Source organism: Mesorhizobium sp. M0306, from assembly GCF_040321655.1.
GTDB lineage: Bacteria > Pseudomonadota > Alphaproteobacteria > Rhizobiales > Rhizobiaceae > Mesorhizobium.
In genome coordinates this window covers 367,828-382,834 of record NZ_JAMYRY010000001.1, presented here as the reverse complement: position 1 = coordinate 382,834, position 15,007 = coordinate 367,828, and the positions used below count along the sequence as shown (strand labels likewise).

Genomic DNA, 15,007 nt, shown 5'->3' with positions numbered 1-15,007 from the left:
AACCATGCTTCTCATCCGCTGCCCCTATTGCGAGGAAGAGCGTCCGGAGCTCGAATTCCGCAACGCCGGCGAGGCGCATATTGCGCGTTCCCCAAACATCGCCGGCGAGAGCGACGACGATTTCGAAAGGTTCTTCTTCATCCGCTCCAATCCCAAGGGGATCATCTATGAGCGCTGGCGGCACATGCATGGCTGCGCGCGGTTCTTCAACGCCGTGCGCGACACCGTCAGCGACAGGTTCCTGATGACCTACAAGGCCGGCGAGCCGAAGCCCACGAAGCTGCCGGGAGCCGCCAAATGAGCGCCACGTTCCGCATTGCCGGCGCTGGGCGGCTCAAGCAGGCAAAGATAGCTGGCTTCAGCTTCGACGGCCGCCCCTATACCGGGATCGAGGGCGACACGCTGGCCTCGGCGCTGCTTGCCAATGGCGTCCACCTTGTCGGCCGCTCGTTCAAGTACCACCGGCCGCGCGGCTTCCTGTCGGCAGGCGCCGAAGAGCCGAACGCGCTGGTCGAGATCAAGCGCGACCAGGCACGCAAGACACCGAACGTCCGCGCCACGGTGCAGGAACTCTATGACGGGCTGACCGCACAGTCGCAGAACCGCTGGCCGTCGCTCGCTTTCGACATCGGTGCAGTCAGCAGCATCGCCTCGCCGATGCTTTCGGCCGGCTTCTACTACAAGACCTTCATGTGGCCGAAGGCTGCGTGGAAAAACCTCTACGAGCCCAAGATCCGGGCCGCCGCCGGTCTCGGCGTCGCCCCCAACCAGCCGGATCCCGACCATTATTCGGCGCGCTTCGCCCATTGCGAGGTGCTGGTGCTTGGCGGCGGTGCCGCGGGCATCGCCGCGGCATTGGCCGCGGCCGAGACCGGCGCGCGTGTCATCCTTGCCGACGAGCAGGCGGAATTCGGTGGCAGCCTGCGCTTCGAGAGCGGCGCGAAGATTGAAGGCCAGGACGGCTTTCCCTGGGCGCAATCCGCTGTCGCCAAGTTGAGGGCGATGGACAATGTCCGCGTGCTGCCGCGCACCACCGCCTTCGGCTATTACGCGCAGAATTTCGTCGGGCTGGTCGAGCGCGTCAGCGACCATCTGCAGAACCCCGGCCGCGACCTGCCCCGCGAGCGGCTGTGGCAGGTTCGCGCCAAACGCGTGGTGCTGGCGACCGGCGCCATCGAGCGCCACATGGTGTTTGCCGACAACGACCGGCCGGGCATCATACTGGCATCGGCGGCGCGCACCTATCTCAACCATTACGGTGTCGCCGTCGGCAGGAATGTCGGCGTCTACACCGCGAACGATTCCGCCTATGCGGCGGCGATCGACCTGAAAAAGGCCGGCATCAACGTGGCGGCCATCGTCGACCTGCGCGACAACCCGACCGGGCCGGTGATCGACGAGGCGAGGGCGCTCGGCATCGAGGTCAATTTCGGCCGCGCCGTGATCCGCGCCGGCGGCAAGCTGCGGGTGTCGTCGATGACCGTGCAGCCGAAGAATGGCGGCGGCGAGCGCACCATCCCGGTTGACGCGATTCTGATGTCGGCCGGCTGGACGCCATCGGTGCATCTGTTCTCGCAATCGCGCGGCAAGGTCGCCTTCAATGACGAGACCAAGCGCTTCGTGCCCGGCATCTACGCGCAGGACTGCGTCTCCGTCGGCGCCTGCAACGGTACGGACGGGCTGTCGGCGACGATCGAGGAGGCCTATGCAGCGGGTGCCAAGGCGGCCAAGGACGCCGGCAGCAAGCCAGCCAAGGGCACGAAGCCGAAGGTCGATGCCGGCGAGAGCTGGTCACGCGGCATGCTGGGTGCGGCACCCGGCGCCGGCGCGGATACGACGGTAAAGGCGTTCGTCGACTTCCAGAACGACGTCACCGCCAAGGACATCCGCCAGGCGGTGCATGAAGGCATGCGCTCGATCGAGCACGTCAAGCGCTTCACCACCAACGGCATGGCGACCGACCAAGGCAAGACCTCCAACATGCACGGCCTGGCGATTGCCGCCGAGACGTTGGGCAAGCCGATCCCGCAGGTCGGGCTGACGACGTTCCGTGCGCCCTATACGCCGGTGACATTCGGCTCGATCGTCGGGCACGCGCGCGGTCCCCTGTTCGACCCGACCCGCAAGACGGCGATCCATCCCTGGGCAGAGCGCCAGGGCGCGATGTTCGAGGATGTCGGCCAGTGGAAGCGCGCCTGGTACTTCCCGAAGCCGGGCGAGGACATACATGCGGCCGTCGACCGCGAATGCGTCACGGTGCGCAAGACGGCCGGCCTGTTCGACGCCTCGACGCTGGGCAAGATCGAGGTGGTCGGGCCGGATGCGGCCAAATTCATGGAACTGCTCTACACCAATCCATGGGAGAAACTGGAGCCCGGTCGCTGCCGCTACGGCATCATGCTGCGCGAGGACGGTTTCATCTATGACGACGGCGTGGTGGGAAGACTGGCTGCCGACCGTTTCCACGTGACGACGACGACCGGCGGCGCGCCGCGCGTCATGAACCATATGGAGGATTATCTCCAGACCGAGTTCCCGCATCTCAACGTCTGGCTGACCTCGATCACCGAGCAGTGGGCGGTGATCGCCGTGCAGGGACCGAAGTCTCGCGACATCATCGCGCCGCTGGTCGAGGGCATCGACATGTCGGATGAAGCGCTGCCGCATATGTCGGTGCGCGAAGGCCGGATCTGCGGCGTTCCGACAAGGCTGTTTCGCATGTCGTTCAGCGGTGAGCGCGGCTTCGAGGTCAACGTGCCGGCCGATTACGGCGAGGCGGTCTGGGAAGCGCTATGGGCCGAGAGCCAGAAGCATGGCGCCTGTGCTTACGGCACCGAGTCGATGCATGTGCTGCGCGCCGAAAAGGGCTACATCATCGTCGGCCAGGATACCGACGGCACGGTGACGCCGAACGACGCCGGGCTCGACTGGGCGGTCGGCAAGAAGAAGACCGACTTCGTCGGCATTCGCGGCATGGCGCGGCCGGACCTGGTCGCCAAGGGCCGCAAGCAGCTTGTCGGCCTGAAGACCAGGGATCCCAAGGTGGTGCTGGAGGAGGGCGCGCAGGTCGTCGCGGACCCGAAGCAGGCAATCCCGATGAAGATGATCGGCCATGTCACCTCGAGCTATTGGTCGCAAAATTGCGGCCGCTCGATCGCGCTGGGGCTGGTCGCCGGCGGCCGCGATCGCATGGGCGAGACGCTCTACGTGCCGATGCCGGACGGGGTGGTCGAGGTGGAGGTCACCGGCATGGTGTTCTTCGACGAGAAGGGAGAGCGCCTCAATGGCTAAGGCCGCTTTGAAAACTGCCGCCGCCGGACCCTCGGTCGAACGCCGTCCGGCGCTCGCCGGCCAGTCGCTTTCCGGCGCCGGCGTCACACTTGCCGTGCTGCCGCCGGCCGAGCGCATATCGCTGCGCGCGCCGGACACCTCGATCGCGGCACTTTCGAAAGCGCTCGGCGTCGTCCTGCCGCAGAGACCGAAAACCTCGGCGGCAAAGGCCGGACGCACGGCCTTGTGGCTCGGGCCGGACGAGTGGCTGGTCATCGATGAGAGCGGCAAAGACCCGCTCGCCGATTGCGCCAGGGTTTCCGCGCTGCATTCGGCGGTCGGCATCTCGCACCGCAACGTCGCCGTATCGGTCACCGGTCCGGCTGCCGCGGCGACGATCAATGCCGGCTGCCCGCAGGATTTGTCGCTCGACGCCTTTCCGGTCGGGGCGGCGTCGCGTACCATTCTCGGCAAGGTCGAAATCGTGCTGTTGCGCACCGCGGCCGACGCGTTCCGCGTCGAATGCTGGCGTTCGTTCTCCGATTATGTCTTTACTTTTCTGTCGGAGGCAGCGCGCGACGCGGCAGCATAGGCATGTTCGCCGTGCCCGACCGTTCTGCGACAGCGAGCCGAGGGAGAATGCAAATGCCGTCGAACTCCGCGCCGAAGTCGCCGGCCAAGACGCCGGCCGTGCGCTCTTTCGAAGGCGAGCAGCGCACTGGGACGGATATTGAAGAGGAACTCGAGGAAGGCCTCGAGGATACATTCCCGGCCAGCGATCCGGTGTCGATCACCGGAACGGCCATTCCCGGCGCACCCGCAAGACCCGGCAAGCCCAAAAGCGTGGCGGGACAGAAGCGCAAGAGATAATTTCTATCGGCCCGGCGGAGCCGGCCTCGACCAGCAGGTTTGCGCTGTTCCATGTGGATATGCGTTCCAGCGTCGATGATTGGCGAAAGCCCGAACGAGGGCGATCTCCCACGCAAGGGCAGGCCTATCGCAGGTGGAAAGCCGAGGCTTTCACTCTACGATGTACCCCCACCCCAACCCCTCCCCCACAAGGGGGAGGGAGACTTCCGTTGGCGCTAACCTCGGGCAAATGGCCTGCCTTTCGGCGCCAAAGCGGAAGGAAAGGCGCGCGGCAGCGTTCCCTCCCCCTTGTGGGGAGGGTTAGGGTGGGGTCCATCTTCGCAAGAATCCAAATGCGATTGCCCAGCCTGCAAGTGGGGAGATCGGCAGCTTCGCCGATGGCGCCCATTTCGGTGCCGGCATCGACCAGCCACGAGGACGGGCAATCAGGATATCCTGCCGCTCCTCATCTTCATGCCGCTCGAAGTCCTCAGAAGCTGCTTGGCACGATCCACGGGTCAATGCCGATGCCGAGCCTCGGGCCCTTGGTGTCGGCCTTGTGGGTCGCGGCATCCACCTTCTCAAGCGATCCGGTCGGCGCGCAATCGAGCTTCACATCGGTCTTGGTGCCGATGCAGGTCGCTTCCTGCTTGGCTGGCTGACTGCCGCCGGCAAATGCGGCGCCAGAGAGCGCCAGCAGGGCGGCGAGCGTGAGGATTGCCTTCTTCATGGTCTGTCTCCGGTCCAGTTATTGGATTCGTACATGTACGGCATTGCGTACAGATACGCCCAGGACTTAGGGAGTTCAAGCAAAATCGTACATGTACGGAGAAGTTGAGCGCAGGAATTGCCGAACGCTCGGCGCCGGAGCGCGGATCGTTCGGAGAAGATCCTACAGATCGGGAGAAGCGCCGCTCTTCAGCAGTTGACCGGCGGCGTGAGCGGCGCGATCTCGTGCGCGGCGATGGCTTCGAGCATGATGTCGCCGATCCGTGTGATGAACGTCTTTTGGTCGCCGAGCGGGTAGAACGGGAAGGTGATCAGCAGCGAGATGGCGCCGTGGCCGACTGCCCACAACATGGTGGCGATGGCGCGTGGATCGCCTTTGAGTCTGCCGGCGGCAACGCAGGCTTCGACCCTCTCGATCAGCACTTTCATCGCCGGGTTGCCGCTCTCCATATCGGCGAACGTCTTTCCGGCTGGCGGCCTGACTTTTTCGGTCATGAAAACGGTGCGGTATTCGTTGGGATTTTCCAGCCCGAAGGCAGCGTATTCGACAAGCACCGCCTTGAGCGCCTCGATCGGGTCGTCGGCCGTGTGACGTTCGATGCGCCTGGCCAAGGTCTCGAACGCGTCCTCGGCCAAGGCGAACAGGATATCCTGCTTGTCGGCGAAATAGGAATAGACCGACATCGGCGCATAGCCGACGCGCTTGGCGAGCTTGCGGATGGTGAGGCCGTCATAGCCTTCTTCCTGGACAAGCTTGTGCGCGGCGTCGACAAGTTCGGAACGCAGTTCGGCCTTTTGTTTTTCGCGGCGCTCCTGGACGCTTAGCTGCAATTGTTCGACTGCCTTAAATGAATGATGGCTGGATGCAGCATATATACGCTGTACGGCGTCGGGCAAGGTGGCACGAAGCAGAAGCTTGACTGTCACAAAACGATGTAACCCGGCAATAAAGCCGGCAACATCGGACTGTTACAGACAAAGACTAATTCGCGGCTCTGCAACAATTGTGATCTGGGAGGCCAACATGGCCCCGACTGAGCTTTCGTCCGGCGTGCCGGACGTGGACCCGCTTTCCCATCGCGCCAGGATGGCGCTCAGGCGCGTCGTCATGGTTGCATGGCTGGCGATCGCGCTCGGCTTCGCCATGGAAGCTCTCATTCTGACCGTCAGATTTGCGGCAGGTGCCTATCCGGCGACGACACAGGTTCTGATCGAACTGGCGCAAGGCGTGACCTGGTCGTTCTTCGTCTGCGCCGGCGTCAGCCTCGGCACGGCGCTCACCAAGGTGCGAGCCTCGTTCGGCGGCTTAGTCAGCGCGATTTCGGCGCCACTGGCGATGGGCATCGCCAAAGGGACGCAAAAGGTGATGGTCAGCGCGCTCGATGCGGCCGCGAAGCCGGCCATCCTGTCGCTCACCACGCTGGGCGTGCTGCGTGCGATCGAATACGGGCTGCTCGGCTGGATACTGGCGTCGCTGGCATCGAAGGAAGAACCGCGTCCGCTTCATTTCGCGCTGGCGGGCGCCCTGATAGGTGCGGTATTCGGCGGCGGCATCACGGTGCTGACGATCGAGACGGCCGCGGCGAACGACGCTGCTCTCGCAATGCCACAGGCGATCGCAACCGGCCTCAACGAGATCGTGTTCCCAATCGGTTGTTCACTGGTCGTCTACATTGCGCTGCAGGTCAGCCGCCACATGAAGTACGTCGCGGCCGAAGCCAAATAGACTTAGAGCGGTTCATCGTTTCACGGAAACGCTGAACCGCTCTATCTCTTTGTTTTTGCGCAATTCCGGACAGAAAACCGCTTCACACTTTTCCTGGAATTGCTCTAGGTCCCCAGGCTCGGATGCCAGTCAAACCGCTTCCGGCTGGCGTTCGATCAGCGTCAGGGTCAGCCAGCGGGCAGTCAGCGCCGGTTTTTTCGAGCCCTCGATCTCGATCGTCACGTCGTGCGCCGTCTGCACCCAGCCCGACGGCCTGACCTTGACGTCGGCCAGCACGAAGCGCGTGCGGATGCGCGAGCCGGTCTTCACAGGCGCCAGGAAGCGCAGCGAATCGAAGCCGTGATTGACGCCCATCTTGCTGTTTTCCAGCGGCGGCATGGTTTCGAAGGTCATCGCCGACAACAGCGAAAGCGACAGGAAGCCATGCGCGATGGTGCCGCCGAACGGCGTCTCGCGGCTGGCGCGTTCCGGATCGCAATGGATGAACTGATGGTCGTCGGTGGCATCGGCGAACTGGTCGATCATGCGCTGGGTGACCACCCGCCATGGCGACACGCCGACTTCCTTGCCGACATTGGCCAGAAGCACATCGAGACTGATCGGTTTCACGCTGATGTCCTCCATCTTCACCCCCGGCATTTCACTCGCCGGATGGCGTGCGTCTCATTCCTTGAACAATGTCAGCCCGTGTTGCACCGACTGCCCGCCATCGATCGGCAGGATGGCGCCGGTGACATAGCTGCCGGCACGGCTGCACAAATAGAGCGTTGCGCCGGCAATGTCATCCGGCGCGCCGATGCGGCCGATCGGTACATGGTTGCCGATATGTCTTGCCTGGTCCTCGGTGCCGGTGGCGAAGGCCGTCATCCGGCTCTGGAAAGGGCCGGGCGCAAAGGCGTTGACGGTGATGCGGCGGCCGGCGAGCTCGATCGCCAGGATGCGCGTCAGGTGGTGAACCGCAGCCTTCGAGGCAGAGTAGGAGTAGGCATCTTCGGCCAAAGGCTGCGTGCCCATTACCGATCCGAGATTGATCACCCGTGCCGGGTCGGCATCGCTGGCGGCGGCTTCGAGCAGAGGCAGCAATTCGCGCGTCAGGTGGAAGACCGCGGCAACGTTGACGCCGAACACCTTGGCCCAGGCATGGTAGGGAAAACTTTCCAGCGGCGAGCCCCAGGAGATGCCGGCATTGTTGACCAGGATATGCAGCCGCTCGGTCCGTGTCCTGACCTCGGCTACGAGCGCCGCAATGCCGGCCTCACTGGAGACGTCGGCGGAGAAACCCTCGGCCCGGCCGGAGGCGCCAAGGCCGTTCAACTCGCCGGCTACCCTGACGCAATCCTCGCCCTTGCGCGAGGCGATCATCACCGAAGCGCCGGCCTTGACCAGAGCGGTCGCCGCCATGCGGCCGATGCCGGTCGCGGCGCCGGTGACCAGCGCCGTCTTGCCGGCGACGGAAAACAGTTCGTCCAGATAGCTCATCGAATTCCTCCGCGCAGTTCACCGCGCTTTGACTGGTGGTTCAAGGAAGCGGCTTCAAGTCGACAAGGCTAGCCGAACTACGATCATCCTTGCCACGGCTAAAGTACCCGGACTGGGGCGATGGCAGGGTTTGCGGCTGAATTGGTTAGGCGCCAGCGGCAAGGTGTTCATTCGGCCGTGACATGGGTCGGATGAATGATGCGGCCATCCCCGTTAGCGAGCACCTTGGTAAGCTGTTCATTTCGCGCGTGAACCAGTCGTCATTACTCCTCCGCCCAAGCCGCAGGCGGGTCTTGAGGAGTCGGGAGGGTGGCCGAGCAGTGGGGCGAGACTGACGTTCGTATTCGTGGACGGGGACTATGCTTTCAAGGCGAAAGCTATGGGTAAGAAACAACGCACCGTCCTGCTGGCAGCGGTCTTTGCGTCTGTCTTTGGCGTTTTTTTGCTGATCCTGATTCTGCAGATGGTCAGCCTTTTGGTTGACTAGCCCAGCCAGCAAGCGTGCCTTTCCGAAAGCCTGTGCTACCGCAGGCTTTCCAGTTCGCGGATGCGTTTGGCGCCGTCGGCCTCGAGCTGCCTTGTGACGGCGCCGATCAGCGTTTCGGCAACGACGAAAAGTGCGGCGGATGAGTCCCAGGCCGAAGGCACGGCGGTGCGCCCGGCGATGACGTGGCGGGCGAAGCGGGCGATCGGCGACAGCCACTGGTCGGTGAACAGCACGATCTGCACGCCGCGCTGGTTGGCAGTCTCGGCGAAACGGACCAGGCTGTCCTGGTAGCGCCTGATGTCGAAGATCACCAGCACGTCGCGCTTGCCCATGTCGATCAGCCGGTCGCGCCAGACGCTTTCCTGGCCGGCGAGATGGAAGACATTGGGTTGGATGATAGCGAGGTGGGCGGCCATGTAGCGCGCCAGCGGGTCGGTGAAGCGGCCGCCGATCAGGAATGTCTTGCCGCGCCGGTCGGCAAGCTTGGCGACGATGTCGGCAAGCTGCTTGTCCGAGAGATGCCGGAATGTCTCGCGCATATTGTCGAGCGTCGCCTCCAGCATCGGCGAGACGGCGCTGCTGCCCTGCGATGGGGGATTGAGCGTGCGCGAGGCCGGCGACTGCAATTGCGCCGCCAGCTCGTCCTGCAGCGCCGACTGGAATTCCGGGTAGTTCTGGAAGCCGAGCCGGGCGACGAAACGCAGGATCGTCGGCGACGATACGCCGGCCGTGGTCGAGAATTCGGCGACCGTCTTCAGCCCGATCAGCGGATAGCTGGCGATCAGCGTTTGCGCTGCGCGCCGTTCGCCGGCCGGCATGGTGCCGATGCGGTCGGAGATCAGTTCGGCAATGCTCGAAACCATGTTTTTCCCCACCCTGGCCGGGCCGTTACCGCGTTATCGAAATCGCGTTTGACAAAGCCGGCCAAACTGTATGAAATCATCCGCAGGGACGCAATGAGGCAAAATACGTAACATACGGTACAGCGCTCCCCGGGGACAGCAGACAATGGAGACAGCACGGCCCGCCAGCCTTGCATCGCCTGAAACCGTAAGGGTGACGAACCCCGACGGATCAAGCCCTTTCGTGCTGACCTGCGACCACGCCTCCAACTTCCTGCCGCCGGAATTCGGAACGCTCGGCCTTGCCGCCGAGGAGCTTTCCCGCCACATCGCCTGGGATCCCGGCGCCTTGCCGGTGGCGCGCCGCATGGCCGAGGTGCTCGATGCGACGCTGGTCGAGACCTGCATTTCGCGGCTCGTCATCGACTGCAACCGACCGCTCGACGCGCCGGACCTGATAGTGACGATCAGCGCCAGCGAAAAAACCGTTGTCCCGGCCAACCAGGGGCTTTCCGCCGACGAGCGGGAGGCGCGCATCGCGCTGGCTTGGCGGCCGTTCCACGACCGGATCGCGACGATCATCGACGAGCGCCTGGCGGCCGGGCGGGAGACGCGGCTGGTGTCCATCCATTCCTTCACGCCGGTGTACAAGGGCAAGTGCCGGCCCTGGCACATCGGCATCATCCATGACGAGGACCGCCGGCTGGCGGCGCCACTGATCGCGGCGCTGCAGCAGCTTGCCGGTGTCACCGTCGGCGTCAATGAACCCTATTCGCCGGCCGACCGCGTCTATTTCACGCTGGAACGTCATGCCCGCTCGCGCGGGCTGCCCTGCGCGATGATCGAAATCCGCAACGACGAGATTTCCGGCGCAGCCGGGCAACGGAAATGGGCGGATCTGCTCACGGGTATTTTTCTCAATCTGGAGCCCGAAGCGGCCAAGGCCTCCAGACCAAGCGCAGTCGGAAAGTCAGTTCAATCGGCCAGCTAAGAAACCAAAAGGGGACTTCAAAATGGTAGCACCGGGTTACAGCGAAGGTGACAAGAAGGAGGACCTGAAAGTTCTCCACGGAATGGGCTATGCTCAGGAACTGTCGCGAAGCATGAGCCGCTTCTCGAATTTCGCGATCTCGTTCTCGATCATCTGCATCCTCTCAGGCGGCATCAATTCCTTCGCGCAGGCGACGTCGTCCATCGGTGGCGCCGGCGCCGGTATCGGCTGGATCGTCGGGTGCATGGTTTCGGGATTTTTCGCGCTCGCCATGGCCCAGATCGCCTCGGCATTTCCGACCGCCGGCGGCCTCTATCACTGGGCGTCGATCCTCGGCAATCGTTTCACCGGCTGGCTGACCGCCTGGCTCAACCTGCTCGGCCTGATCACCGTTCTGGGCGCCATCAATATCGGTACCGCATTCTTCTTCGTTGGAACGTTCGGGAGCTGGTTCGGCATTACTGGTACTCCGGGCGAAATTGTCGGATTTGTTGCCGTCATCACTGTGATCCAGGCGCTCTGCAATCACTTCGGCATCAAGCTGACCGCCATGCTGACTGACGCTTCCGGCTTCCTGATCCTTGGCGCAACAGCTGTGCTGATCGTTGCCTGCCTAGTGTTTGCGCCTGCGATCGACATCACGCGGCTTTGGACCTTCACCAACTATTCAGGTGATGCCGGGGGCGGTGTCTTCCCACAGTCGGATTCCATGAGCTACCTGTTCCTGCTCTGCCTGCTGCTGCCGGTCTACACCATCACCGGATACGATGCGTCGGCGCATACTTCGGAAGAAACGCTGAAGGCAGCGCATTCCGTTCCGCGGGCGATCATTTCGTCCGTGCTCTGGTCGTCGCTGATCGGCTGGGCGATGGTCTGCGCGATCGTTCTGGCAATTCCGGACCTGGCTGCCGGCGCCAAGCAGGGCTGGAGCGTATTCTTCTCGACAATGGATGCAATCCTACCGGGCTGGCTGAAAGAACTGCTCTATCTGGCCATCCTGATCTCGCAGTTCCTCTGCGGCCTCGCCACGGTGACCTCGGCCTCGCGCATGCTGTTTGCCTTCTCTCGCGACGGCGGCATGCCGGTCGGTTCGGCCGGGCTCGCCAAAGTCAGCCCAACCTGGCGCACGCCGGTCAACGCCATCTGGACCGCTGCGATCCTCGAGATCATCTATGTCTTTCTTGCCCAGTTCATTTCGATCGGCGGCACCAACATCTATACCATCGTCGTCAATTCGACGCTGGTGTTCCTGTTCCTGTCCTTCACGATTCCGATCGCGCTCGGCATGATGGCTTTCGGAACGGCGAAATGGCCGAATCCCGGCCCGTGGAATCTCGGCGCAGGACTGTTCAAGCTGTTTTGCGTCCTGTCGGTCATCGGCATGGCGATCATCTTCTACATCGCCATCCAGCCGCCGAACGACAAAGTGCTCTATATCACCCTGGGCTTCATTGTACTGACCGCGGTCCTTTGGTTCGGTTTCGAGAACCGCCGCTTCCAGGGTCCGCCCATCGGCGACCAGATCGCAAAGCGCCAGGCGGCGATCAAGGCAGCCGAGATAGCCGTCGGCGAAGCCGGCGCCTGACGCTCTCTCGTGACCATGGCCGGCATCGCGCCGGCCATGGTTTTCATTCCCTTTTCAAAACGACAAACGCTGGAGTGCCGTAAGAATGGCCGGAAATTTCTCGTTCGATCAGTTGAAGCAAGCGGTCTCCAGCGGCGAGGTCGACACGGTGCTGGCCTGCATCGTCGACATGCAGGGGCGGCTTGCGGGAAAGCGGTTCCTGGCCCGGTACTTCGTCGATTCCGCGCATGACGAGACGCATGGCTGCAACTACCTGCTGGCCGCCGACATCGATATGGAACCGGTGCCCGGCTACAAGGCGGCGAGCTGGTCGAAGGGCTATGGCGATTTCGTCATGAAGCCGGACCTTGCGACGCTGCGGCTCGTTCCGTGGCTGGAGAAGACGGCGCTGGTGATTTGCGACGTGCTCGACCACCATACCCATGACGACCTGGCGCATTCGCCGCGCGCCATACTGAAGAAGCAGGTCAAGCGGCTGCAGGAACGCGGCTATATCGGCTATTTCGCTTCCGAGCTCGAATTCTATCTGTTCAGCGAAACCTACGATTCCGCCCGCAAGAAGCACTGGCAGGGCCTCGAGACGGCATCGCCCTACATCGGCGACTACCAGATCGGCATCACCACCAAGGAAGAAGGCGTCATGCGCCGGCTGCGCAACGAGATGGAGGCGGCCGGCATCCCGATCGAGAATTCGAAGGGCGAGTGGGGTCCCGGCCAGGAAGAGATCAATGTCCGCTACGCCGAGGCGCTCGACATGGCCGACCGCCACGTCATCCTGAAGAACGGCGCCAAGGAAATCGCCGAGTCCGAAGGCAAGGCGATCTCGTTCATGGCCAAGTACAATTACGGGCTCGCCGGCAATTCCAGCCACATCCATAATTCGCTGTGGAGCGCCGACGGCAAGACGCCATTGTTCTACGACAAAAATGCCGAGTGGACGCTGTCTACGCTCGGCCAGCAATGGGCGGCCGGCCAGCTCAAATATGCCAAGGAATTCACCTGGTTCCTGGCGCCCTACATCAACTCCTACAAGCGCTTCCAGGCCGGCACCTTTGCGCCGACCAAGATCATGTGGAGCGAGGACAACCGCACCGCCGGTTTCCGTCTTTGCGGCGAGGGCACCAAGGGCATTCGCATGGAATGCCGCATCGGCGGCGCCGATTTGAACCCCTATCTGGCTTTCGCCGCTCTGATCGCGGCCGGGCTTGCCGGCATCGATGAAAAGCTTGAACTGCAGAAGCCTTTCATCGGTGACGCCTACCAGGCCTCGCAGCTGCCTGAAATTCCAAAGACATTGCGCGATGCCACGGCGACGCTGGCGGAATCGAAGATGCTGAGGCAGGCGCTCGGCGACGATGTGCTGGAACATTACGTCCACACGGCACACTGGGAACAGTTCGAGTACGACCGCCGGATTACGGACTGGGAACTGCACAGAGGGTTCGAGCGGTATTAGATGACCTGGCAATGTCAGCACCGCCCGCCCCTCACCTCTACCCTCTCGTGAAGAACGGGGAGAGGGGGGTCGCCAGCGCTGGAGCTTGTCCCTTCTCCGTCACTATAGGCGGAAAGGTGCCGGCAGGCGGATGAGGGGCGGCGTGACCAACGAGAATTATTGTAGAATGCGAGGACCCAAGGCATGACCGAAACGGTCAAGATAAAATCCCCCGTCGACGGTTCGATCTATGCCGAACGGCCTCTGGCGACGGACCAGGCGATCGGTGCCGCGGTCGAGCGCGCCAAGGCGGCGCAGGAGAAGTGGGCGCAGACGCCGGTCGTCGAGCGCGGCAAGTACATGCTTGCCATGCTGGAAGCGCTGGTCGCCATGACAGACGAGATCGTGCCGGAGATCGCCTGGCAGATGGGTCGGCCGGTGCGTTATGGCGGCGAGTTCGGCGGCGTCAGAGAGCGCGTCTCCTACATGGTCGAGATCGCCGAGGCGGCACTGAAGCCGGTCATGGCCTCTAATCCGAAGGACGGCTTTCGCCGCTATGTGAAAAAAGTGCCACTCGGCGTGGTCATGGTGATCGCGCCGTGGAACTATCCCTATCTCACCGCCGTCAACACCATCGTGCCGGCGCTGATGGCGGGCAGCGCCGTCATCCTCAAGCACGCGGCACAGACATTGTTGGTCGGCGAACGTTTTCAGCAGGCGTTCGACAGAGCCGGCCTGCCCAAGGGCCTGTTCCAGAACCTCGTCCTGAACCATGCGCAGACCGAAAGGCTGCTCGGCTCCGGCAAGATCGACCATGTCAACTTTACCGGCTCGGTCGCCGGCGGCCGCGCCATCGAAAAGGCGGCGGCGGGCACCTTCATGACGCTCGGCCTCGAGCTTGGCGGCAAGGATCCGGCCTATGTGCTGCCGGATGCCACGATGGACCATGCCGTTGCCAATCTGGTCGACGGCGCCTTCTTCAATTCCGGCCAGTGCTGCTGCGGCATCGAGCGCGTCTATGTCCACGAGAAGGTCTACGACGAATTCGTCGAAGGCTTCATCGCCGAGACCAGGAACTACGTCATCGGCAATCCACTCGACCAGGCGACCACCATGGGGCCGATGGCGCAGGCGCGCTTCGCCGACCTGATCCGTGAGCAGAAGGCCGAGGCGCTGCGCAAGGGCGCCAAGGCGCACATCAATATGAAGGTGGCCAACGACAGGCAAGGTTCGCCCTATCTGGCGCCGGAAGTGCTGACCCAGGTCGACCACCAGATGAGCGTCATGCGCGAGGAAAGCTTTGGCCCGATCGTCGGCATCATGAAGGTGCGCAACGATGAGGAGGCGATCGCGCTGATGAACGACAGCCCCTATGGGCTGACCGCCTCGATCTGGACGCGCGACACGGACCATGCAGCGGCGATCGGCGATCGCGTCGAGACCGGCACCGTGTTCATGAACCGCTGCGACTATCTCGATCCGGCGCTGGTCTGGACCGGCGTCAAGGACACCGGCAAGGGCGCGGCACTGTCGGCCATCGGCTACGACAATCTGACCAGGCCGAAATCATACCATCTACGCGAAGCGATCTAAGGTGGCGATCGACAAGCATAC

14 protein-coding genes are annotated in these 15,007 nt (G+C 63.2%); 9 read left to right on the top strand and 5 right to left on the bottom strand.

Going from position 1 to position 15,007, the window contains the following annotated elements; translation table 11 throughout:
- The first annotated feature begins 4 nt into the window (after window positions 1-4).
- From NKI95_RS01905 to NKI95_RS01890, 4 genes are read left to right on the top strand one after another with little or no spacing between them, the layout of a single operon-like run.
- Window positions 5-301, top strand: coding sequence for a sarcosine oxidase subunit delta (locus NKI95_RS01905; protein ID WP_352713637.1), 297 nt, complete (start codon window positions 5-7; stop codon window positions 299-301).
- On the top strand, window positions 298-3,291 hold the full coding sequence (locus tag NKI95_RS01900; protein ID WP_352713634.1) for a sarcosine oxidase subunit alpha: 2,994 nt from the start codon (window positions 298-300) through the stop codon (window positions 3,289-3,291). Before NKI95_RS01905 ends, NKI95_RS01900 begins: the two co-directional genes overlap by 4 nt.
- Entirely contained in the window at window positions 3,284-3,862 is a 579-nt protein-coding gene (locus tag NKI95_RS01895) for a sarcosine oxidase subunit gamma (RefSeq protein WP_352713633.1), read from the top strand. The genes NKI95_RS01900 and NKI95_RS01895 overlap by 8 nt, the downstream gene beginning before the upstream one ends.
- 53 nt (window positions 3,863-3,915) lie before the next feature.
- Window positions 3,916-4,140 carry a hypothetical protein gene (locus NKI95_RS01890; protein ID WP_352713630.1) on the top strand — a complete coding sequence of 75 codons (225 nt, stop codon included), beginning with the start codon at window positions 3,916-3,918 and terminating at the stop codon, window positions 4,138-4,140.
- 469 nt (window positions 4,141-4,609) lie between these two features.
- Here the strand turns inward: NKI95_RS01890 and NKI95_RS01885 are convergent, their stop codons facing one another.
- Both NKI95_RS01885 and NKI95_RS01880 read right to left on the bottom strand, forming a co-directional pair.
- Window positions 4,610-4,849 (bottom strand): DUF680 domain-containing protein, encoded by a 240-nt coding sequence (locus NKI95_RS01885; protein WP_352713628.1) that lies wholly within the window; start codon window positions 4,847-4,849, stop codon window positions 4,610-4,612.
- Between the two features lie 188 nt (window positions 4,850-5,037).
- The gene (locus NKI95_RS01880; protein ID WP_352713625.1) at window positions 5,038-5,679 is read right to left on the bottom strand and encodes a TetR/AcrR family transcriptional regulator; all 642 of its coding nucleotides are present in this window, start codon (window positions 5,677-5,679) and stop codon (window positions 5,038-5,040) included.
- 193 nt (window positions 5,680-5,872) lie between these two features.
- Between NKI95_RS01880 and NKI95_RS01875 the strand changes: the two genes are divergently transcribed.
- Complete coding sequence (locus tag NKI95_RS01875) at window positions 5,873-6,574, top strand: hypothetical protein (protein ID WP_352713623.1); 702 nt, start codon at window positions 5,873-5,875, stop codon at window positions 6,572-6,574.
- Between the two features lie 129 nt (window positions 6,575-6,703).
- Here the strand turns inward: NKI95_RS01875 and NKI95_RS01870 are convergent, their stop codons facing one another.
- From NKI95_RS01870 to NKI95_RS01860, 3 genes are all read right to left on the bottom strand, one after another.
- Window positions 6,704-7,198, bottom strand: a complete 495-nt coding sequence (locus tag NKI95_RS01870; RefSeq protein ID WP_352714571.1) for a MaoC family dehydratase — start codon at window positions 7,196-7,198, stop codon at window positions 6,704-6,706.
- Window positions 7,199-7,237: 39 nt separating this feature from the next.
- The gene (locus NKI95_RS01865; protein ID WP_352713620.1) at window positions 7,238-8,053 is read right to left on the bottom strand and encodes an SDR family oxidoreductase; all 816 of its coding nucleotides are present in this window, start codon (window positions 8,051-8,053) and stop codon (window positions 7,238-7,240) included.
- A 522-nt stretch (window positions 8,054-8,575) separates the two neighbouring features.
- Window positions 8,576-9,403 carry a MurR/RpiR family transcriptional regulator gene (locus NKI95_RS01860; protein ID WP_352713618.1) on the bottom strand — a complete coding sequence of 276 codons (828 nt, stop codon included), beginning with the start codon at window positions 9,401-9,403 and terminating at the stop codon, window positions 8,576-8,578.
- Between the two features lie 145 nt (window positions 9,404-9,548).
- Here NKI95_RS01860 and NKI95_RS01855 point away from each other — a divergent pair, with 145 nt between their 5' ends.
- The 4 genes from NKI95_RS01855 to NKI95_RS01840 all read left to right on the top strand — a co-directional run bounded on the left by NKI95_RS01855 (window position 9,549) and on the right by NKI95_RS01840 (window position 14,986).
- On the top strand, window positions 9,549-10,373 hold the full coding sequence (locus NKI95_RS01855) for an N-formylglutamate amidohydrolase (protein ID WP_352713615.1): 825 nt from the start codon (window positions 9,549-9,551) through the stop codon (window positions 10,371-10,373).
- 22 nt (window positions 10,374-10,395) lie between these two features.
- Window positions 10,396-11,958, top strand: coding sequence for an amino acid permease (locus tag NKI95_RS01850; RefSeq protein ID WP_352713612.1), 1,563 nt, complete (start codon window positions 10,396-10,398; stop codon window positions 11,956-11,958).
- 85 nt (window positions 11,959-12,043) lie between these two features.
- Window positions 12,044-13,414, top strand: coding sequence for a glutamine synthetase family protein (locus NKI95_RS01845; protein ID WP_352713609.1), 1,371 nt, complete (start codon window positions 12,044-12,046; stop codon window positions 13,412-13,414).
- 183 nt (window positions 13,415-13,597) lie between these two features.
- Window positions 13,598-14,986, top strand: coding sequence for an aldehyde dehydrogenase family protein (locus NKI95_RS01840; protein ID WP_352713606.1), 1,389 nt, complete (start codon window positions 13,598-13,600; stop codon window positions 14,984-14,986).
- Window positions 14,987-15,007: the final 21 nt, after the last annotated feature.

Bases quoted from the DNA above. Each gene is read 5' to 3' on its own strand.
- NKI95_RS01905 (WP_352713637.1), top strand. From the start codon at position 5: ATGCTTCTCATCCGCTGCCCCTATTGCGAGGAAGAGCGTCCGGAGCTC.
- NKI95_RS01900 (WP_352713634.1), top strand. From the start codon at position 298: ATGAGCGCCACGTTCCGCATTGCCGGCGCTGGGCGGCTCAAGCAGGCA.
- NKI95_RS01895 (WP_352713633.1), top strand. From the start codon at position 3,284: ATGGCTAAGGCCGCTTTGAAAACTGCCGCCGCCGGACCCTCGGTCGAA.
- NKI95_RS01890 (WP_352713630.1), top strand. From the start codon at position 3,916: ATGCCGTCGAACTCCGCGCCGAAGTCGCCGGCCAAGACGCCGGCCGTG.
- NKI95_RS01885 (WP_352713628.1), bottom strand. From the start codon at position 4,849: ATGAAGAAGGCAATCCTCACGCTCGCCGCCCTGCTGGCGCTCTCTGGC.
- NKI95_RS01875 (WP_352713623.1), top strand. From the start codon at position 5,873: ATGGCCCCGACTGAGCTTTCGTCCGGCGTGCCGGACGTGGACCCGCTT.
- NKI95_RS01870 (WP_352714571.1), bottom strand. From the start codon at position 7,198: ATGGAGGACATCAGCGTGAAACCGATCAGTCTCGATGTGCTTCTGGCC.
- NKI95_RS01865 (WP_352713620.1), bottom strand. From the start codon at position 8,053: ATGAGCTATCTGGACGAACTGTTTTCCGTCGCCGGCAAGACGGCGCTG.
- NKI95_RS01860 (WP_352713618.1), bottom strand. From the start codon at position 9,403: ATGGTTTCGAGCATTGCCGAACTGATCTCCGACCGCATCGGCACCATG.
- NKI95_RS01855 (WP_352713615.1), top strand. From the start codon at position 9,549: ATGGAGACAGCACGGCCCGCCAGCCTTGCATCGCCTGAAACCGTAAGG.
- NKI95_RS01850 (WP_352713612.1), top strand. From the start codon at position 10,396: ATGGTAGCACCGGGTTACAGCGAAGGTGACAAGAAGGAGGACCTGAAA.
- NKI95_RS01845 (WP_352713609.1), top strand. From the start codon at position 12,044: ATGGCCGGAAATTTCTCGTTCGATCAGTTGAAGCAAGCGGTCTCCAGC.
- NKI95_RS01840 (WP_352713606.1), top strand. From the start codon at position 13,598: ATGACCGAAACGGTCAAGATAAAATCCCCCGTCGACGGTTCGATCTAT.